Source organism: Perlucidibaca sp., assembly GCF_057084925.1.
Genome location: NZ_JBXMRC010000011.1, coordinates 103,165 through 122,053 on the forward strand (window position 1 = coordinate 103,165; position 18,889 = coordinate 122,053).

Genomic DNA, 18,889 nt, shown 5'->3' on the forward strand with positions numbered 1-18,889 from the left:
CCGATGAACGCTCAAGTTAACCTGCAAACCTTCACCGACTTTAAAGTTCGTGACATTAGCCTGGCCAATTATGGCCGCAAAGAAATCATTCTGGCTGAAGCCGAAATGCCTGCCCTGATGGGCTTACGCGCTCGCTACGCACCGACTCAACCGCTCAAGGGCGCGAAGATCATCGGGTGCATTCACATGACCATCCAAACCGCCGTGCTGATCGAAACACTGGTCGCGCTCGGTGCCGAAGTGCGTTGGTCGTCGTGCAATATTTTCTCCACGCAAGATCATGCTGCCGCCGCTATTGCTGCCGCCGGTGTGCCGGTGTTCGCCTGGAAGGGTCAGACCGAAGAAGAGTTCTGGTGGTGCATTGAGCAGACCGTGCTCAGCGAAGGCAAGCCGTGGGCGGCCAATATGATTCTCGATGACGGCGGTGATGTGACCGGCCTCATCCACCAGAAATACCCACAGATGCTGGAGACGATCCACGGCATCACCGAAGAGACCACGACCGGCGTGATGCGCCTGATCGAGATGGCCGCCAAGGGCGAACTCAAGGTGCCGGCGATCAACGTCAACGATTCGGTCACCAAGTCGAAGAACGACAACAAGTTCGGCTGCCGTCACTCGCTCAACGACGCCATCAAGCGCGGCACCGACATGCTGCTGATGGGCCGTCGCGCCCTGGTCATCGGCTACGGCGACGTGGGCAAGGGCTCGGCCGCCTCGCTGCGTCAGGAAGGCATGATCGTACGCGTGACCGAGATCGACCCGATCTGCGCCATGCAGGCCTGCATGGACGGCTATGAAGTCGTGTCGGCCTACAAGAACGGCATCGTCACCGGCCGCGCCGAAGACGTGGATGCCCGCCTGCTCGGCGAGACCGACCTGATCGTGACCACCACCGGCAACGACAAGGTCTGCGACAGCGCCATGCTGGGCGCGCTGAAGAACGGCGCCGTGGTCTGCAACATCGGCCACTTCGACACCGAGATCGATACCGCCTTCATGCGCAAAAACTGGGTTTGGGAAGAAATCAAGCCACAGGTTCACAAGGTCTATCGCACGGCTCCCGGCGCAGAAGCCAGCCCAACCGATCCCAACTATCTGATTCTGCTCTCGGAAGGCCGCCTGGTGAACCTCGGCAACGCCACTGGCCACCCATCGCGCATCATGGATGGCTCGTTCGCGAACCAAGTACTGGCGCAAATCCATCTCTATGGCGAGCGTTTTGCTGATCTGCCAGCCGAGCAGAAGCCAGGCAAGATTCGTGTAGAAGTGCTGCCGAAGAAGCTGGACGAAGAAGTGGCTGCGGCCATGGTCGCCGGCTTCGGTGGCGTCATGACCAAGCTCACCAGCGCTCAGGCCGAGTATATCGGCGTGCCTGTGGATGGTCCGTTCAAGCCAGAGTCCTACAAGTACTAATATGAGCCATTTCAGCATTGAATTTTTCCCGGCTAAGACCGATGTCGGCGCCGAGAAGCTGCGTGAAGTTGCGCGGCGCCTTGGCACCTTAGGCCCCGAATTTTTTTCGGTGACCTATGGTGCCGGTGGCTCCACGCGTGATCGCACGCTGGGTACGGTCAAGGATGTGCTGGCGCTGGGATACGATGTGGCCCCGCACCTGTCTTGCATTGGTGACAGCAAAGAAGAGGTCGGCGATTTGCTCGATCTCTATCACTCGCTGGGCGTGAAGCGCATCGTGGCACTGCGCGGCGACCTTCCCTCGGGCATGGGTCGTGGCTTAGGCGAGCTGCCATTCGCGGCAGATTTGGTGCGCTTTATTCGCGAGCGGCATGGCGATCACTTCAAAATTGAAGTGGCGGCCTACCCCGAGTCGCATCCGCAATCGCCCGATTTGGCCAGCGAAGTGAAACACTTTGCGGCCAAGGCGAATGCGGGAGCCAACAGCGCCATCACCCAGTACTTTTTCAATGCGGATTGCTACTTCCACTTTGTCGAGCGCGTGCGTGCGGCGGGCTGCGATATTCCGGTGATTCCCGGCATCATGCCAATCACCAATTTCGCCAACCTCGTGCGCTTCTCGGATGCCTGTGGCGCCGAGATTCCGCGCTGGATCCGCAAGCAAGTTGCCAGCTTTGGTGATGACAGCGTCAGCATCCAGCAATTCGGTGAAGAAGTGATTACTCGTCTGTGCCGCCAGCTGCTCGATGGCGGTGCACCGGGTCTGCACTTCTACAGCATGAACCTGGCCGAGCCGACGCAGACTTTGTGGAAAAACTTAGGACTAGCAGAAGTTCGATAAGCACGGACGCTTGTACCGCAAAGGCAGGTCTGCTAATTGAGCAGGCCTGCCTTTTGTTTTTTCGGACTTGCTTATGTGTCGCCTGCTTTTCTTCATCAGCGTCTTTGGCTTGTTGGCCGCCTGCCAAACTGCGCCGACCAAGCCAGTACAACCGTTCTTCGTGGCGGGCTTAGACAGCGCCAAACTTCAAAAGCACGGCGGCTTTCGTCTCGATCAACCCGTACGCTACCCTGCTCAGACGCGTTACGCTTCACTGGCCAGCCGCGCACCGCAGTACGGCTTGATGGCCAATCCTGACCCGAATCAGCCCGCTTTTGCCGTACAAGCTTTAGATAAATTATTTAACGTTAACCAATACGTTAACGCCGAATTCCTCCGTCAGCTGCAGGTGAATGCCCCTGCACTGGCCGCACAGAAAACCGCATCCGCCCAAGTCGCCTGGCGCTTTGATGTTCGGCGCGTGGCCATCTTTGGCAAAGACATCGCCAATACACGCTGCGAAGCCATGTGGTTCATGCGTGCCGATCTCATTGATAACGCTGGAAAGCTCGTCTGGAGCAGCGGTTACGCGAACAGCCGTCTGAGCGATAAGGTTGCCTATAGTTGCGCCCGCATCGGTAGCGATCCGGCGTATGCCGCACAGGTAGTCCAAGCCGCCCTAAACGGCGCCGTGACCGACATCATCAGCAAAGTGGTGAGCGCACCATGACTCAGTTCCCTTGGCTCGGCTTAGCCTTAGCCCTTTCGGTGGCCACCGTTCATGCCGCCCCATCTACCGCTTCATCTGCCGCTCACGCTCAAGCCTTAGCAGCGATAGCGCAGCGGCAAGCCACGCCCGAAGCCGCAACCGGTCGCTATCCGCTGAGTGTCGCCAGCGGTAAACAAGCCATGGTGGTCACGGCTCACCCACTGGCCACCGCAGCAGCCTTGTCTATGCTGCGAGCCGGTGGATCAGCCGCAGATGCCGCCGTAGCCGCGCAAGCCGTACTGGGTCTCGTGGAGCCTCAGTCTTCCGGCTTTGGCGGCGGCAGCTTTTTGCTGCATGCTCATCACGGCGAGGTCACTGCAATTGATGGCCGCGAATCCGCACCTGCTGCAGCCACGGTGAATCGATTTTTACAGGCCGATCAACAGCCCATGCAATTCAATGAGGCCTTAACTGATGCCCGCGCCGTGGGCATTCCCGGTACGGTAGCGGCACTGGCAGAAGCACACCAGCGTTGGGGCCGACTGCCATGGTCTAAGCTACTCGCACCCGCCATCGCCTTAGCGGAAACGGGCGCGCCGGTCTCCGATCGGCTGTACCGATTGTCTGCACAAGATGAATTGTTAGCGCGCAGCCCGAGCACGGCATCGTACTTTTTAGACCCCGAAGGCCAACCTTGGCCATCCGGTACGCGCTTAAAAAACCCTGCCTACGCAACCCTGCTGAAGTCGTTAGCGAAAGAAGGTCCTCGCGCGTTCTATCAGGGAAAATGGGCCGACTCGTTTGTGCAGCAACTGCAAGCTGCCGGTAGCGACATCAGCCCTGCGGACTGGCAAACCTATCAAGCCAAGGTCACGCCTGCGCTTTGCCGACCGCTAACCTGGGCTGCACACGCCGGTCGCATCTGTTCCTCGCCACCGCCGGCAGGCGGCCTCACCGTGATCGAAAATATCTTATTGATGACGCAGGCCAATGCCGCCTTGCCGCTGGATCATCGCCTCATTGAAGCCCAGCGCCTGGGTTTTGCCGATCGCCAGCGCTACAGCGCCGACCCCGCGTTTGTGCCCGTTCCCGTAGATGGCCTGCTCAGCTCTGCTTATGTGCAAGCCCGTGCCGCGCTGATCGGTGAACGAGCCGCTGGAAACGTCTCCGCAGGGTATGTTTTTCCCTCCCTGAGCCTGGCCACCGACCCGCAAGTGCTGGAGCATGGCACCAGTCATTTCACTATTGTGGACGCTCGTGGCCATTGGCTGGCCATGACCAGCTCCATTGAAGATGCGTTTGGCAGCCGCCTCATGGTGAATGGCCTACTCATGAATAATCAGCTCACCGACTTCAGCTTTGTGCCAGCGCTTGATGGTCTGCTCTTGGCGAATCGCGTGGCGGCCGGCAAGCGCCCGCGCAGCGCCATGTCACCCACCTTGGTGCTAAACGCCGCCGGCAAGCCCGTGCTCAGCGTTGGCTCGCCCGGGGGCAGCCGCATCATTGGCTTTAATACCGGCGTGATTGCGCGATGGCTTAACGGCGAGCACGATGCCGGTGCGCTGGTCAGCGCGCTGCATGTGCTGAATCGCAACGGCATCACCGAGCTGGAGAATGGCTTCCCGGCCGAACGCCGCGCTGATCTGGCGGAGCGCGGCCATGACATCCGCGATGTCGAGATGGCCAGCGGCCTCGGCGTCATCGTGCGTCATGCAAAAGGCTTGCAAGGTGCTGCCGATCCCCGTCGCGAAGGTCGCGCCGCCGGCTATTGATTGTTGACCGAGAGACCATCATGCCCCTACACCGCCAGATATTCATCGCCCTCACCGTCGGCATTCTGCTCGCCGCCGGGCTGAATTATGTTGAGCCAGCGACCAAAGCCCTGACGCTTGAGATCAGTCGCGTTATCGGCAACCTGTTCCTGAATGCGCTGAAAGCGGTAGCCCTGCCGCTGGTGGTGGTCACGCTGATTGCCGGCATCGGCAACTTGAATCAACGCCTCGGGCGCCTAGGCGCGCTGGCGATCAGCTTCTACGGCCTCAGCACCTTGCTCGCCGTACTGGTCGGCTTGTTCGTGGCTAATACCATTGCCCCCGGCCTGCACGCCACCGCACCGGCTGGCGGCTGGCTGGCCTCGGCGGGTGCGGCAGGTAGCCTGCCCGCCCTGACATCGCCGAGCTGGGCAGACTCGCTGCTCGCCATCGTGCCCAGCAATCTGTTCAAGGCGGCCAACGAGGCCAATTTGCTCGCTTTGGTACTTTTCGCGCTGCTCGTGGGCATGGCCATTCGCACCCTGCCGGAGGCCCTGCGCGAGGTGCAGCGGCAGTTCTGGGACGGTCTGCAGCAGGTGCTGCTAACCCTGGTGCTGTGGCTGCTAAAAGCCGCACCGATTGGCGTGGCGGCACTGGTGTGCAACAGCGCCAGCCAGATGGGCTGGGCCGCACTGCAGCCGCTGGCGTGGTTCATGGCCACGGTCATCGTCGGCCTGCTGCTGCACGCCGGCGTCAGTCTCGGGCTGGTGCTCTGGCAACTGGCCCGCGTCTCCCCGCGCGACCATGCCCGCGCCATGAGCCCGGCCCTGTGGATGGCCTTCTCCACGGCATCGTCCACCGCCACCCTCCCGCTGACTCTGCGCTGCCTGAACGAACGCGCCGGCGTCGATCCCGGCGTGACCAGCCTGACCGTGCCGCTGGGCGCGACGCTGAACATGGATGGCACCGCGCTTTATGAATGCGTGGCCGTGCTATTTCTGGCTCAGCTGCTGGGCTTCGACCTCAGCCTTGCGGACCAAGTCGTGGTGGTCGCGCTGTCACTGGCGACATCGATTGGTATGGCTGGTATTCCGGCTGCCAGCCTGGTCGCCATAGCGCTGATTCTGCAACGACTGGGCATGCCGGCGGAGGCGCTGGGGCTATTGCTGATTACGGATAGGCCGCTGGACATGTGTCGCACGGCGGTGAATGTGTGGAGTGATTCGGTGGCGGCGCGGATGGTGGCTAGGTTTGCGCATCAAACAAGTCACTCTCGTCGCTAATCTGTGTAAGTTGAAATTATTATGCCCTTGGGCTGTGACACTTTCTAAGTTGGATCATAAGCATGCTAACTGATGCCCCCAAGCTACTCGGCAACCCTCGAGTCAAGGCAGAGCGCATGCATCAACTGCGAGAGCGGCACATCACTCCTCTCACGGATTTTGTCGAGACATTACGACAGGAACAGGCCTAAATGCTGACATCCCATACTTCAACCCATGGGATGGAGGAGTCGATGCGACAGTGCTACTTTTACTCGAAGCGCCGGGATCTATGGCCGTCAGCTCTGGATTCATTTCACAAAATAATCCAGACGAAACTGCAAAGAACTTGTTTGAGCTTCTTCAAGAGGCGGGCATCGAACGAAACAAGACTGTCCTCTGGAGTGTTGTGCCTTGGTACATTGGTAACGGCACCAAGATTCGCGCTGCGACCCCCTTCGATCTCCTTGAAGGGCTTAAGCCGTTACATCGATTGATGAAATTGCTGCCCAAGGTAACAACCATAGTTCTGCTCGGCCGGAAAGCCGAGAATGCCCGGACTCATTTCAACTCTGAAAAGTATCGAGTATTTACTTCACCGCATCCGAGCCCGCTATTTGTAAATAATGCCCCGGGTAATCGCGAAAAACTACTTTCGGTTTTCCTCCAAGTTTGCGAGCATATTGATAGTCAAGATGCTAGAACTGAATTTCTAAGCGCTCCGCTTAGCTAATGCCTTAGGTCTAAGGAGACTCTGTGCCAACAGCAACACTGAAAATGTTTCTTGCATATGGGGACCCTAAGCGGCTTCGAACTGTCGAGCTTTCAAATTGGACTGGGAAAGCTGTTTCCGGGCCACGTAGTGAGTTTGAAAAACTTCTTGAACGAGAGGAGTCAAAAGCATCTGGGGTTTATTTTCTAACTGGATTTGACCCAGAGACTAATAAGAGCGCCATATACATTGGTGAGGCCGAGTGCATCAGAGACAGGGTAAAATCGCATCTATCCAAAGATTTCTGGAATAACATCACCTTCTTCAGCACAAAAGATGAAAATCTAACTAAAGCCCATATTAAATATCTTGAAGGCCGTTTAATTGATATTGCTAGAAAAACTGAACGGTCAATTGTTATAAACAGCCAAAGTAGCGGGGCTAGACTGCCAGAGTCCGACAGGGAGGAAATGGAGGTTTTTCTTGAAAAAATGCAGCAAATATTACCCGTTTTGGGTGTTGATGCGTTTCTTGATCAATCATTTACTGCTTCCGGAAGGATTAAGAAAGATCTTCTTAACTGCAATATAAAAGGTCTGATTGCTACAGGTTATCTGACCCCAAATGGCATTGTTGTCTTGAAAGGATCTCATGCAGTATTAGAAGAAAGGACCTCTGCTAAAAAGTGGCCGAGCGTGCTTGTTCAGCGAAAAAAACTCATTGATGAAGGTGCGTTAACTGAGAAAGAAGGTGCATACATATTTACTAAAGATGTGGAGTTTTCCAGCCCTAGTTCCGCTGCAGCAACAATTCACGGGGGAAGTGCAAATGGGTTAACTGCATGGGTAAACAAAGATGGGCTGCAACTTAAGCAGCTTGAAAGCTTAGAAAATTAACCAACCCTGAAACTACGGCCTACGCAGCCGCAAATGGATTAATAACCTCCAATCCCAGCGCATTGAAATCAGCCACATTTCGCGTGGCAACTGTCAGCCCGTGTACCTTCGCTATCGCAGCGATCATGGCGTCTTCATAGAGCGTATCGGACTTTCTGTGCATCAGTCGCGCCCAAGCTCTGAACGCTGCCGTATCCATCGGCAAGATGTTATACGCCCCAGAAACCAACTCCAGCCAGGCCTCAATTTCATTGGCTTTGTCAGGGTCTTGCTCTCGCGTCAGCTCGATGCCTGCTTGAATCTCGCCGAGTGTCACCGCAGATAAATACAGCTGGGCGTCATCTATTGATTCCAGCCAGGCAACAACGCCACCGTGTGGGCGCTGCTTGCGGAGCTCTGAAACCACATTGGTATCAAGCAAGAACGAGACGCTCAAAGCATTGGCTCCACAGGACGACGCTTCGCTCGACCCCGCGCCGGCACGATCATGTCGGCACGAGCCTGGTCAGAAAGAAGCAGCTGCTTCAAGGACGGGCGGGCGGCCGACTGCAAGCGACGCCACTCTTGCACTGGCACCAGCACGGCTGCCTCAGCGCCTCTTCTGGTCACCATTTGCGGACCTTCCACCAAGCACGCATCCAGGAATTCGCTGAACCGCGCTTTCGCATCTTGAACTGGCCATGTATGCATTTCACACCCCAAAAAACTAGTCATATAACTAGTCTGTTAGTTTTTACAGCTGCCGTCAAACCACCACCAACGACCACCCCAACCCCAACACCGCCGCCCCCAAAATCACCTGCATGACACTGCGCTGATAGCGAAATAGCGCCAGCGCCGCCAATCCAGCAATCACGATCGAGCCCCAATCAGCGCTGGCAAGCACGCCACCAGCGACGCCTTTTGGCCAGAACACATGCCAAGCAAAGAACAGCGCGAGGTTGACGATGACGCCGACCACGGCGGCCGTGATCGCGGTCAGCGGCGCGGTGAATTTGAGGTCGTCGTGCGTGGATTCGACCAACGGGCCACCGGCGAGAATGAACAGGAACGAGGGCAGGAAAGTGAACCAGGTCACCAGGCAGGCGGCGACAGCGCCGGCGAGAAACAGCTGGTCGGGGCCAAACACGGCCTTCACATAGCCACCGACAAAGGCCACGAAGGCAACGACCATGATCAGTGGGCCGGGCGTGGTTTCGCCGAGTGCGAGGCCGTCGATCATTTGCGTGGGTGTGAGCCAGCCGTAGTGCGTAACCGCGCCCTGATAGACATAGGGCAGCACGGCGTAGGCGCCGCCGAAGGTCATCAGCGCGGCGGTGGTGAAGAACCAGGCCATCTGCGTCAGCGTGCCGTCCCAGCCTTGCGTGAGCATGAGCGCGGCCATGGGCAGCAGCCAGAGCAGCGCGCCGACACTGACGACCTTGAGCAGGCTCGTCCAGCGAAAGCGGGCATGGTTGGGGGTCGGCGTATCATCGTCGATCAGAGCTGATGCAGTTCGTGCTTTAACCTGACCGCCGTGGCCGCCGCCGAGTGCGAAGGCATCCGGCCGATAGTGCCCACCCAGCCAGCCGACCAAAGCCGCCGTGACCACGATGAGCGGAAACGGCAGCTGCAGCGCAAAGATGGCAACAAAAGCAGCGGCGGCGATGGCCCAGAGCCAGCCATTCTTCAGCGCCCGCGAGCCGATGCGATGCGCCGCGTGCAGCACGATGGCGGTGACCGCCGGCTTGATGCCATAGAAGATACCGGCGACCACCGGCAGCTCACCAAAGGCGAGATAGATCCACGACAGCGCGATCAGAATGAACAGCGACGGCAGCACGAACAGCGCGCCGGCCGCGATGCCACCCCAGGTCCGGTGCATGAGCCAGCCGATGTAAGTCGCCAGCTGCTGCGCCTCCGGCCCCGGCAGCACCATGCAGTAGTTCAGCGCGTGCAGAAAGCGGCGCTCGGACAGCCAGCGCCGGCGTTCGACCAGCTCCTGATGCATGAGCGCGATCTGCCCGGCCGGGCCGCCGAAGCTGATCCAGCCGAGCTTGAACCAGAAACTCAGGGCTTCGCGAAAAGAAACGGGGGATGGCGCATCGACAGGCTGCATGTGGCGGGCCCTGTTGGTAGAGTTGCGCTATTGTGCCAGAGCCTGACGATATCCAGATGACCAGCAACCACGACATTGCCCGCCGCGACCTGAAACATGTCTGGCACCCCTGCACGCAGATGCACGATCACGAGCAGCTGCCGCTGGTACCGATTCGCCGTGGCGAGGGCATCTGGCTGGAGGACTTCGACGGCAAGCGCTACATGGACGCCATCAGCTCGTGGTGGGTCAATCTCTTCGGGCATGCCCACCCCGAGCTCAACGCTGCACTCCGGCAGCAGGCCGATACGCTGGAGCATGTCATCCTCGCCGGCTTCACGCATGAGGCCATCGTCGAACTCAGCGAGCGCCTGGTCGCGCTGGCACCGCCCGGCCTGAGCAAATGCTTCTATGCCGACAACGGCAGCTCCGGCATCGAGGTCGCGCTGAAAATGAGCCTACATGCCTGGCGCAACCTCGGGCAGGCGGGCAAGACGCGTTTCATCGCACTGGAAAACAGCTATCACGGCGAGACTATTGGCGCGCTCGGCGTCACCGACATTCCGTTGTTTTCCGAGACGTATCGGCCGATGCTGCAGCCGCCGTTGCGCGCGCCATCGCCGGCCAGCCGCCTGCCCGATGAGGATTGTGTGAGCGCAGCCCGCCGCGCCATGGCGGCGATGGAGCTGCTGCTCGCCGAGCATGCACACGAGGTCGCCGCCGTCATCGTCGAGCCCCTGATTCAGGGTGCGGCCGGCATGCGCATGTACCACCCGATCTACCTGACGCTGTTGCGCGACGCCTGCGACCGCCACGGCGTGCACCTGATTGCCGATGAAATCGCCGTCGGCTTCGGTCGCACCGGCACGCTCTTCGCCTGCGAACAGGCCGGCATCACGCCTGACTTTCTGGTGCTATCGAAAGGCCTGACGGCGGGCTATCTGCCCATGTCAGTAGTGATGACGCATGAGCGCATCTACGACATTTTCTACGACCGCTACGACACGCTAAAAGGCTTTCTGCACTCGCACAGCTATACCGGCAATGCCCTCGCCGCCCGCGTCGCGCTGGCCTCGCTAGACCTGTTCGCGCGTGACGATGTCATCGCGCAGAACCGCGAGCGCTCACGGGTGATGGCCGAGGCGCTGGCGCCGCTGCGCGATCATCCGCAGGTGCTGGAAGTCCGGCAGACGGGCATGGTCGCCGCCATCGAACTGGTGCGCGACAAGGCCACGCGCACACCCTACGACTGGCGCGAGCGCCGTGGCCTGGCGATCTTCCAGGCGGCGCTGAAACGCGGCTTGCTGCTGCGCCCCATCGGTAATGTGGTGTACTTCATGCCGCCCTACATCATCACGCCGGAACAGATTCGCTGGATGGTCGCAACGGCGGCGGCGGCCATTGATGAAGGCCTGCGAGCACCGGCGGGAACCTTTAGTGAACGTGGCCCGAGCATGGCCTGAGTAATACAAATGACCCGCCTCCACGCCCCCCTGCCCTACGCCATCGACGCCGAATTCGATCTACCCGAAGACACCCACCATCACTGGGTTCGCGTGCTGCGCGCCCGAATCGGTGACAGCGCCGAGCTCTTCGACGGCGCCGGCCACGCTGCCCGTGTTGAGCTCATCGACATCCACAAGCGAGGTGCTCGAGTCCGTGTGCTGGCACTCACCGAGGCCGCCAACGAGTCACCGCTGCACACCCATCTCGGCCAGGTCATGAGCAAGGGCGAGCGCCTCGATTACGCGCTGCAGAAAGCCGTGGAGCTGGGCGTGAGCGAAATCACGCTGCTGACCAGCGAGCGCTGTGAGCTGAAGCTGCGGGGCGAAGAAAGGGCGGACAAGAAGTTGGCCCATTGGCAACGTGTGATGATCGGTGCCTGCGAGCAAAGTGGCCGCAATACGCTGCCGTTGCTGCACGGCCCGATTAGCGTGACCGACTGGCAGACGCAAGTGCAAGCGGAACAGAAATGGGTGCTGGCACCGGCTGTGACGGGCGGGCCACAAGCCTCAGCCAAAAGCCCTGCCAGCGTGGCGCTGCTCATCGGCCCCGAAGGTGGCCTCAGCGAGGGCGAGATTCAGGCGGCGCAACAGGCCGGCTTTCAGCCCTGGCAGCTCGGCCCGCGGGTGCTGCGCACGGAGACGGCGCCGGTCGCCGCCCTCAGCGTGCTGCAGCTGCTCTACGGTGACTACGCGAGTGCTCGTTAAACGCGTCAGTAGGTGTAATTCACACCCATCGTCAGCTCGAACTGACGCATGTCCAGCGTGATGTCCTGATCGCCGGCATCAATACCGGCATTGATGGCCTGCCCCCCGCTGAGTAGCTGTACATTGCTCAGCGGATTTTTGCCCTTAACCGGATTTGGCGGCGCATACATGAAGCTCAGATCCAATCCCAGCTTCTTCGTTGCTTGCCAGGCCGTTCCCACGGTGTAGTGCTTCTCGATCACACCCGGCGCGAGGATATTGAACAAGCCTTCGCTGGCCGGAATCGGCTGCTCGGTCTGGCTGTAGCCGGCACGCCATTTCCAGTCGCCCTGTTGATACTGATAGCCCACTTTCACGACCGAGACATTTTGCCAGCCGAAGCCCGGGCCGCCATTGGCACCGAGGCAGGCCGGACTCTCCGCCGTGCTGCCGGTCAGGCGTGGCAAGGCACAGTCATTGATGAAGCGGTTCGGGTCCAGCGGCAGGCCGACCGAGGCGATATCGTTGAAGTTAATGCGCTGATAGTCGAGCAGGATGCGCTGGTTCGGTGTCGGCTTCAGCGCCAGCCCGAGGTTCCAAGTCGATGGAATATCAAAGTCACCCTGCTCGGCGAACAGGCCTTCGTATTTCTTAAAGCGCGACATGCGAATGCGCGACTGCCAGGATGCACCTGCATCGAGACCAGGCAGCAGCTCCGTCTGCACACCGAGGCGGAAGCCGCCGCCGTAGGAGAAATCAAAGCCCTGATCCGACACGCGATCCGGGCTGTTGGAGAAGGCACCGAAGGCCTGCAAGCCCTTGGCCTCGAAGCGCTGCGCTGCAAAGATCGGCGACACCCCAAAAGCGGTCTTGTCGCTGACTTTGACTGAGATATTCGGCGCGACAAAGAGCTGAATCAAATCCACCGATGCCGTGCCGTTGCCATTACCACAGAAGCCGAGCAAGTCAGCATTGCCAGCGGCCGGTGCACCGCCGCCGAAGACACCGCGGCAGCGGCTTTCTGTCGGCGCCTGCCCCAGGATACCACCCAGCAGCGTGCTGATCGGGCTGCCTGAAGAGCCGGCCCTGAAGAAGCTGGCCGTGCTTTCAGGCTGCTTGTAGACTGTGTTCAGGCCGCCATTACCGTATACCGCCAGCCCCACCGTAGTGATGTTGTCATCCAGCGGTTTCACGAAGGCAAAACCGGGGATGGCAAACAGGTTGTGCTGACTTTCCACCGTACCCGGTTCGATGCCGACAATGCCGAGACCGAGCACACCCGGCTGCGTCGTACCGGCCGTGTATTCGCGCAGGGGCACGAACAGGCTGAGATTGAGATCCCAGCGCTCATCGACAAACGCGGTGCCGGCCGGGTTGATGGTGCTGATCAGCGCATCCGACGGATTCGCCGTGCCGGCACCGCCGAGCGCACGCTGCGAGGCGCTGTAGCCGTGGGCAAAATACCCGTTGGTGGCCTGCGCCGCGGCCGGCAGTAGGAGCGTGGCCAATACCGCCAGACGCTGAATCTTCGTCACCTTGCCCACAACCCTCACCTCATTTTTGTGCCGGAAAAAGATGCGCTTTGCGCGGGTGCAACCACAGCTCATGCCCCGGCGTCAGATCGGCATCACCCAGATCGTCACGACTGGACAGCTCGATTTCAAGCAGGCGGTCGCCATGCGCGAGGTCAAGCTGCCAACGCGGACCAACGGCGCGGATATCGCGCAGGATCACGGACTGGCTGCCGTCCACGGCATGATGCGACAGACTCCAGTCGCTGGGTCGCACATAGGCCACACCAGCACCATCGGCACGCGCGGGCGCGGGCAACTGCCAGCCCAGTACATCAGCACGACCGGCCGTGATGTGCGCCGGCAGCTTATTCGCTTGGCCAAGAAATTCAACCACAAACGGCGACGCCGGCTGGTGATAGACCTCGGCCGGCGATCCGACCTGCTCGATATTGCCGCGATTGAGCACAACCACGCGATCAGCCACTTCCAGCGCCTCCTCCTGATCGTGTGTCACGAACACCGAGGTGATGTGCAGCTCATCATGCAGACGGCGCAGCCAGCGCCGCAGCTCCTTGCGCACTTGCGCATCGAGGGCACCGAAGGGCTCGTCGAGCAGCAGCACGCGCGGCTCCACGGCCAAGGCACGCGCCAAGGCAATACGCTGACGCTGACCGCCGGAGAGCTGGCTAGGATAGCGATCCGCCAGCCAGTCGAGCTGCACCAGTTGCAGCAGCTCGGTGACCTTGGCCTTGATGAACTCGTTGCTCGGACGCTGCTTGCGCGGACGCACACGGAGACCAAAAGCGACATTCTCGAACACGGTCAGGTGACGAAACAGTGCGTAGTGCTGGAACACGAAGCCGACCTGGCGCTCGCGCACCGGCGTCTCCGTGGTGTCTTCACCGTGGAACGACAAGCGACCGCTGTCGGCTGTTTCCAGACCAGCGATAATGCGCAGCAAGGTGGTCTTGCCGCAGCCGGATGGCCCCAGCAACGCCACCAGCTCACCGCTGGCAATGTCCAGATTGACTTCATTGAGCGCCTGAAAGGCACCGAAGTGCTTGCTCACCGATTCGATGGCAATGCTCATGCCTGTTTCTCCTCAATACTGTTTGGCGCCGGCGTTGGACCGGACTCCTGAAAACCACTGGACTGTGCTGCCAGCTCCGCGCTCATGCGCCATTCCACATAGGACTTCACGGCCAACGTGACCAGCGCCAACAGCGCCAACAGCGTGGCCACGGCAAATGCCGCGACGAACTGATACTCGTTGTAGAGAATCTCGATGTGCAGCGGCATGGTGTTGGTGAGGCCACGGATGTGACCAGACACCACCGATACCGCACCGAACTCACCCATGGCACGGGCATTACAGAGAATCACGCCGTAAAGCAGACCCCACTTGATGTTGGGCAGCGTCACCCGCAGAAAGGTCGCGAAGCCGCTGGCGCCGAGGGTGATTGCCGCCTCTTCTTCATCCGACCCCTGCGCCTGCATGAGCGGAATCAGCTCACGCGCGACAAACGGGAAGGTCACGAACAACGTGGCCAGCACAATGCCCGGCACCGCGAACAGGACCTGAATGTCGTTCTCCGCCAGCCACGCGCCAAAGCTGCTGTGGATGCCAAAGATGAGCACGAAGACCAGACCGGCGATCACCGGCGATACCGCAAACGGCAGGTCGATCAGCGTGATCAGGAAGGACTTGCCGCGAAACTCGAACTTGGCGATGGCCCAGGCCGCCGCCACGCCGAAGACAACATTGACCGGCACGGCGATGGCTGCGGCCAGCAGCGTGAGCCGGATCGCCGACCAGGCATCGGGATCATCGAACGCCGCCAGATACGCTTCCCAACCTTGGCGCAGGGCTTCGGTAAAGACCGCAATCAGCGGCACAAACAGAAACAGTGCGAGAAAGGTGAAAGCCAGCGTCAGCAGCACAACGCGGACCCATAACGGGTCACGCAAGGCCGCCGACTTCTTGCCCGGAATTGAAACCAGAGCCATGTCTTAAACTCCCCGTCCGCCGCGTTGGCGGACCCAGGCTTGCAAACTGTTTATCAATAGCAGCAGTACGAAAGAGATGACCAGCATGACGGCCGCAATGGCGGTCGCACCGGCGTAGTTGTACTGCTCGAGCTGGGTCACGATGAGCAACGGCGCAATCTCCGACACCATCGGCATGTTGCCGGCAATGAAGATCACCGAGCCGTACTCGCCGATGGCACGCGCGAAGGCCAGCGCGAAGCCGGTGAGTAGCGCCGGCAACACCGCCGGCCAGATCACCGCCACGAAGGTCTGCCAACGGCTGGCGCCGAGGCTGGCGGCGGCCTCTTCCAGCTCCGTCTCCAGATCGGCCAGCACCGGCTGCACCGTGCGCACAACGAACGGCAGACCGATGAAGGTCAGCGCCACCACAATACCGGTCGGCGTAAAGGCGACCTTGATGCCGTGCGGCTCCAGGATGCTGCCGAACCAGCCGTTGCCCGCATACAGCGCCGTCAGCGCGATGCCTGCAACGGCCGTGGGCAAGGCAAAGGGCAAATCCACCAGCGCATCAACTACGCGACGACCGGGGAAGGAGTAACGCACCAGCACCCAGGCCACGAGGAAACCGAAGAAGGCATTGATCACGGCCGCGATAAAGGCCGTGCCAAAGCTGATCTTGTAAGCCGCTAGCACGCGTGGGGAGAGAATAATGGTGCTGAACTCTTCCCAGGTCATGCCGGCTGTTTTTAGAAACAGCCCCGCCAGCGGAATCAGTACCAGCAAGCTCAGGTAGACCACGCTGTAGCCCAGCGTGAGGCCAAAGCCAGGCAAGACACGCCTGGCTTTGCGGGGTACTGCGATATCAGGTGCCGAACTTGCCATCAACGCAGACCTGCGGCGTAGATGCTGTCAAACACGCCGCCATCGGCAAAGTGCTTTTCCTGGGCCTTCTGCCAGCCACCAAAGGTCTTGATGTCGAACAACTTCACATTGGTGAACTGCTTGGCGTACTTAGCCGCTACGGCTGGGTCACGCGGACGGTAGTAGTTCTTGGCCGCAATTTCCTGACCCTCGGCGCTGTACAGGTAGTCGAGATACGCCTTGGCCACGACCGCATTACCTTTCTTCGCAGCGACACGATCCACAACAGCCACAGGTGGCTCGGCGAGGATGCTCACCGACGGCACCACGATGTCGAACTTGTCCGGACCCAGTTCACGCGTGGCCAGGTAGGCCTCGTTTTCCCACGACAAGAAAACGTCACCAATGCCGCGCTCGGTAAAGGTGGTGAGCGCGCCGCGGGCACCGGTGTCGAGCACTGGCACATTACGGAACAGCTTGGTGACAAACTCTTTCGCGCTGGCCTCATTGCCGTTCGGCTGCTGCAGGGCATAACCCCAGGCGGCAAGGTAGTTCCAACGCGCGCCACCGGAAGTCTTCGGGTTCGGGGTGACGACTTTCACGCCCGGCTTCACGATGTCGCCCCAGTCTTTGATGTTCTTGGGATTACCCTTGCGCACCAGAAAGACAATCGTGGAGGTATAGGGCGAGCTGTTGAACTTGAAGCGATTTTCCCAGTTAGGATCGAGCAGTTTGGCTTTTTCCGAGATCACATCGATGTCGTAGGCCAGCGCCAGCGTCACCACGTCCGCATTGAGGCCATCGATCACCGAGCGAGCCTGCTTGCCGGAACCGCCATGCGATTGGCGAATAGATACGGTATCACCCGTCTTTTTCTGCCAGTACTTGGCGAAAGCGGCGTTGTAGTCCTGATACAGCTCACGTGTCGGGTCGTAGGAGACGTTGAGCAGGCTGTAGTCTTTGGCAGCAACAGCGCCGCTGAACAAGGTGGTTGCCAGTGCAGCCGCGAGGCCGAGTTTTCGAAATAACATGATGCTCTCCAATCGGTCAGCTGCAGAAAGTGCAGCGAATGGAGGCATCCTAGTCAGATAATTTTAGTCTTAAAAATACTGTTTTTTCATATTTATAGAACTTTTAGTGCTATAAAAAACGCGGCCAATATATATCTAAAAGAAATATCTAAATTCATATTTATTCTTTTTAAATCTCAAAAAGAGTCGGCATTCTTGGCGCCATCAAAACCTGATCGGAGTTTCAAGATGTCTGTTTATACTGCTGCACCACGCCTGCTAGCACTCGCTGCCGCCATCTCTGCCTCGTCTGCCTGGGCTGCCGAGCCATTTAGCAACGATGCCAATCGCGTTGCCGAACTTGAACAGCGCCTGCTGATTCTGGAGCGTAAACTCGAAATCCAGACCGAAGAAAGCGACAAGAAAGCGAAAGATACGCCGGTCGTGAGCGCGGGCGACAGGGGCTTCGGCATCAAGAGTGCCAAGGGCGATTACGAAATCAAATTCAGTGCCGTGGCTCAAGCGGACTATCGCGCCTTCCTTAGTGATGACCCCGTTGCTGCTGGCGCAACCGGCAAGCTCCAAGATGGCTTTGTATTACGCCGTATCCGTCCCACCATTTCTGGCAACCTAGGCAAACTCGTTGCCTTTCGATTTACACCTGAGTTCGCTGGAAGTGGCTTCGGTGACGCTTCAGGCAACAGCATTGTTGATGCGTATGTTGACTTGAAGTTCTCGCCCAAAGCCTCTGTGCGTATCGGCAAGCAAAAAGGGCCTGTTGGCATCGAACGCTTGCAGTCAGGCTCGGCACTTCCCTTGATTGAGCGCGGCTTAACCACCGAACTGGTGCCCAATCGCGATATTGGCGTGGCAGTATTTGGCGAACTCGCCAATAAAACCGTCAACTATTCTGTTGGGGTATTCAACGGCACGGCAGATGGTCGTGATGTCTCCGTTGCCGATGATTCGGGGAAAGAGCTCGAAGGCCGTATCTTCCTCACGCCATTTAAGAATGATTACAGCCCATTGGCAGGGCTTGGCTTTGGTGTTTCAGGCACTTACGGCACCAAGCACTCGTCACAAGGTAATACCGCAAACGCTAACAACACACTGGCGCGATATCGCTCTTTTGGTCAGCAACAAATCTTTGGTTATGAGACCGGCGTAGTTGCGGAAGGTAAGCACACACGCCTTGCGCCCCAAATTTCATTCTACAAAGACTCCCTTGGCGTCGTTGGCGACTACGTGGTGTCGCAGCAGGAGGTAGTACGCAGCACCAACCAAGCCAAGTTAAAAAATGATGCGTACTCCATCACGGCAAGTTATGTGCTGACCGGCGAAGACGCGTCCTTCAACGGCGTCACACCCGGCAATAACTTTACGTTAAATGGCGAAGGCTGGGGCGCCCTAGAAGCAGTAGCACGCATCGGTCAATTGAGCATTGATGACGACGCTTTTGTAGGCAGCAACGCCTTACGTTTCGCTAATCCACAAACCTCTGCCAGCAAAGCCAAAAACTATGTGGTTGGCCTGAACTGGTACTTGAACAAAAACGTGAAACTGTCCACCAACTACAGCGATACGCGCTTTGACGGCGGTGCAAACGGTGGTGGTGCTGTTGTTGCCGATCGCGATGCTGAAAAGGCCCTCTTCACCCGCGTTCAGCTCAGCTACTAAGCCTCT

Annotated in this window: 18 protein-coding genes; 10 read left to right on the forward strand and 8 right to left on the reverse strand. The window is 59.1% G+C overall.

Annotated features, from left to right (window positions below):
• Positions 1-3: 3 nt before the first annotated feature.
• From ahcY to AC14IB_RS03715, 7 genes are all read left to right on the forward strand, one after another.
• Complete coding sequence (gene ahcY / locus AC14IB_RS03685) at positions 4-1,416, forward strand: adenosylhomocysteinase (RefSeq protein WP_484230613.1); 1,413 nt, start codon at positions 4-6, stop codon at positions 1,414-1,416.
• Between the two features lies 1 nt (position 1,417).
• Complete coding sequence (metF, locus tag AC14IB_RS03690; protein ID WP_484230614.1) at positions 1,418-2,257, forward strand: methylenetetrahydrofolate reductase [NAD(P)H]; 840 nt, start codon at positions 1,418-1,420, stop codon at positions 2,255-2,257.
• A 73-nt stretch (positions 2,258-2,330) separates the two neighbouring features.
• Complete coding sequence (locus tag AC14IB_RS03695) at positions 2,331-2,966, forward strand: hypothetical protein (RefSeq protein ID WP_484230615.1); 636 nt, start codon at positions 2,331-2,333, stop codon at positions 2,964-2,966.
• The gene (locus tag AC14IB_RS03700) at positions 2,963-4,717 is read left to right on the forward strand and encodes a gamma-glutamyltransferase family protein (protein ID WP_484230616.1); all 1,755 of its coding nucleotides are present in this window, start codon (positions 2,963-2,965) and stop codon (positions 4,715-4,717) included. Before AC14IB_RS03695 ends, AC14IB_RS03700 begins: the two co-directional genes overlap by 4 nt.
• Before the next feature lie 20 nt (positions 4,718-4,737).
• A complete protein-coding gene (locus tag AC14IB_RS03705; protein WP_484230617.1) occupies positions 4,738-5,979 on the forward strand; it encodes a dicarboxylate/amino acid:cation symporter in 1,242 nt (413 codons plus the stop codon).
• 199 nt (positions 5,980-6,178) lie between these two features.
• Entirely contained in the window at positions 6,179-6,691 is a 513-nt protein-coding gene (locus AC14IB_RS03710; RefSeq protein WP_484230655.1) for a uracil-DNA glycosylase, read from the forward strand.
• 23 nt (positions 6,692-6,714) lie between these two features.
• Positions 6,715-7,566 carry a GIY-YIG nuclease family protein gene (locus tag AC14IB_RS03715; RefSeq protein WP_484230618.1) on the forward strand — a complete coding sequence of 284 codons (852 nt, stop codon included), beginning with the start codon at positions 6,715-6,717 and terminating at the stop codon, positions 7,564-7,566.
• Between the two features lie 19 nt (positions 7,567-7,585).
• Here the strand turns inward: AC14IB_RS03715 and AC14IB_RS03720 are convergent, their stop codons facing one another.
• From AC14IB_RS03720 to chrA, 3 genes are read right to left on the reverse strand one after another with little or no spacing between them, the layout of a single operon-like run.
• Positions 7,586-8,002, reverse strand: a complete 417-nt coding sequence (locus AC14IB_RS03720) for a PIN domain-containing protein (protein ID WP_484230619.1) — start codon at positions 8,000-8,002, stop codon at positions 7,586-7,588.
• Entirely contained in the window at positions 7,999-8,256 is a 258-nt protein-coding gene (locus AC14IB_RS03725; protein WP_484230620.1) for a type II toxin-antitoxin system Phd/YefM family antitoxin, read from the reverse strand. The genes AC14IB_RS03720 and AC14IB_RS03725 overlap by 4 nt, the downstream gene beginning before the upstream one ends.
• A 55-nt stretch (positions 8,257-8,311) precedes the next feature.
• On the reverse strand, positions 8,312-9,664 hold the full coding sequence (gene chrA, locus AC14IB_RS03730; RefSeq protein ID WP_484230621.1) for a chromate efflux transporter: 1,353 nt from the start codon (positions 9,662-9,664) through the stop codon (positions 8,312-8,314).
• A 56-nt stretch (positions 9,665-9,720) separates the two neighbouring features.
• On the opposite strand from chrA, the gene AC14IB_RS03735 reads away from it, so the two are divergent.
• The gene (locus AC14IB_RS03735) at positions 9,721-11,106 is read left to right on the forward strand and encodes an adenosylmethionine--8-amino-7-oxononanoate transaminase (RefSeq protein ID WP_484230622.1); all 1,386 of its coding nucleotides are present in this window, start codon (positions 9,721-9,723) and stop codon (positions 11,104-11,106) included.
• 3 nt (positions 11,107-11,109) lie between these two features.
• Entirely contained in the window at positions 11,110-11,853 is a 744-nt protein-coding gene (locus tag AC14IB_RS03740; protein ID WP_484230656.1) for a 16S rRNA (uracil(1498)-N(3))-methyltransferase, read from the forward strand.
• Positions 11,854-11,858: 5 nt separating this feature from the next.
• Here the strand turns inward: AC14IB_RS03740 and AC14IB_RS03745 are convergent, their stop codons facing one another.
• The 5 genes from AC14IB_RS03745 to AC14IB_RS03765 are packed head-to-tail and all read right to left on the reverse strand — an operon-like array spanning position 11,859 to position 17,227.
• A complete protein-coding gene (locus AC14IB_RS03745) occupies positions 11,859-13,376 on the reverse strand; it encodes an OmpP1/FadL family transporter (RefSeq protein ID WP_484230623.1) in 1,518 nt (505 codons plus the stop codon).
• Positions 13,377-13,386: 10 nt separating this feature from the next.
• Positions 13,387-14,436, reverse strand: a complete 1,050-nt coding sequence (locus AC14IB_RS03750) for a sulfate/molybdate ABC transporter ATP-binding protein (RefSeq protein ID WP_484230624.1) — start codon at positions 14,434-14,436, stop codon at positions 13,387-13,389.
• On the reverse strand, positions 14,433-15,353 hold the full coding sequence (gene cysW, locus AC14IB_RS03755; protein ID WP_484230625.1) for a sulfate ABC transporter permease subunit CysW: 921 nt from the start codon (positions 15,351-15,353) through the stop codon (positions 14,433-14,435). Before cysW ends, AC14IB_RS03750 begins: the two co-directional genes overlap by 4 nt.
• A 3-nt stretch (positions 15,354-15,356) precedes the next feature.
• Positions 15,357-16,217, reverse strand: a complete 861-nt coding sequence (cysT, locus tag AC14IB_RS03760) for a sulfate ABC transporter permease subunit CysT (protein ID WP_484230626.1) — start codon at positions 16,215-16,217, stop codon at positions 15,357-15,359.
• Positions 16,217-17,227 carry a sulfate ABC transporter substrate-binding protein gene (locus AC14IB_RS03765; protein ID WP_484230627.1) on the reverse strand — a complete coding sequence of 337 codons (1,011 nt, stop codon included), beginning with the start codon at positions 17,225-17,227 and terminating at the stop codon, positions 16,217-16,219. Before AC14IB_RS03765 ends, cysT begins: the two co-directional genes overlap by 1 nt.
• Before the next feature lie 228 nt (positions 17,228-17,455).
• On the opposite strand from AC14IB_RS03765, the gene AC14IB_RS03770 reads away from it, so the two are divergent.
• The gene (locus AC14IB_RS03770) at positions 17,456-18,883 is read left to right on the forward strand and encodes an OprO/OprP family phosphate-selective porin (protein ID WP_484230628.1); all 1,428 of its coding nucleotides are present in this window, start codon (positions 17,456-17,458) and stop codon (positions 18,881-18,883) included.
• Positions 18,884-18,889 lie beyond the last annotated feature (6 nt).

Bases quoted from the DNA above. Each gene is read 5' to 3' on its own strand.
- ahcY (WP_484230613.1), top strand. From the start codon at position 4: ATGAACGCTCAAGTTAACCTGCAAACCTTCACCGACTTTAAAGTTCGT.
- metF (WP_484230614.1), top strand. From the start codon at position 1,418: ATGAGCCATTTCAGCATTGAATTTTTCCCGGCTAAGACCGATGTCGGC.
- AC14IB_RS03695 (WP_484230615.1), top strand. From the start codon at position 2,331: ATGTGTCGCCTGCTTTTCTTCATCAGCGTCTTTGGCTTGTTGGCCGCC.
- AC14IB_RS03700 (WP_484230616.1), top strand. From the start codon at position 2,963: ATGACTCAGTTCCCTTGGCTCGGCTTAGCCTTAGCCCTTTCGGTGGCC.
- AC14IB_RS03705 (WP_484230617.1), top strand. From the start codon at position 4,738: ATGCCCCTACACCGCCAGATATTCATCGCCCTCACCGTCGGCATTCTG.
- AC14IB_RS03725 (WP_484230620.1), bottom strand. From the start codon at position 8,256: ATGCATACATGGCCAGTTCAAGATGCGAAAGCGCGGTTCAGCGAATTC.
- chrA (WP_484230621.1), bottom strand. From the start codon at position 9,664: ATGCAGCCTGTCGATGCGCCATCCCCCGTTTCTTTTCGCGAAGCCCTG.
- AC14IB_RS03735 (WP_484230622.1), top strand. From the start codon at position 9,721: ATGACCAGCAACCACGACATTGCCCGCCGCGACCTGAAACATGTCTGG.
- AC14IB_RS03750 (WP_484230624.1), bottom strand. From the start codon at position 14,436: ATGAGCATTGCCATCGAATCGGTGAGCAAGCACTTCGGTGCCTTTCAG.
- cysW (WP_484230625.1), bottom strand. From the start codon at position 15,353: ATGGCTCTGGTTTCAATTCCGGGCAAGAAGTCGGCGGCCTTGCGTGAC.
- cysT (WP_484230626.1), bottom strand. From the start codon at position 16,217: ATGGCAAGTTCGGCACCTGATATCGCAGTACCCCGCAAAGCCAGGCGT.
- AC14IB_RS03765 (WP_484230627.1), bottom strand. From the start codon at position 17,227: ATGTTATTTCGAAAACTCGGCCTCGCGGCTGCACTGGCAACCACCTTG.
- AC14IB_RS03770 (WP_484230628.1), top strand. From the start codon at position 17,456: ATGTCTGTTTATACTGCTGCACCACGCCTGCTAGCACTCGCTGCCGCC.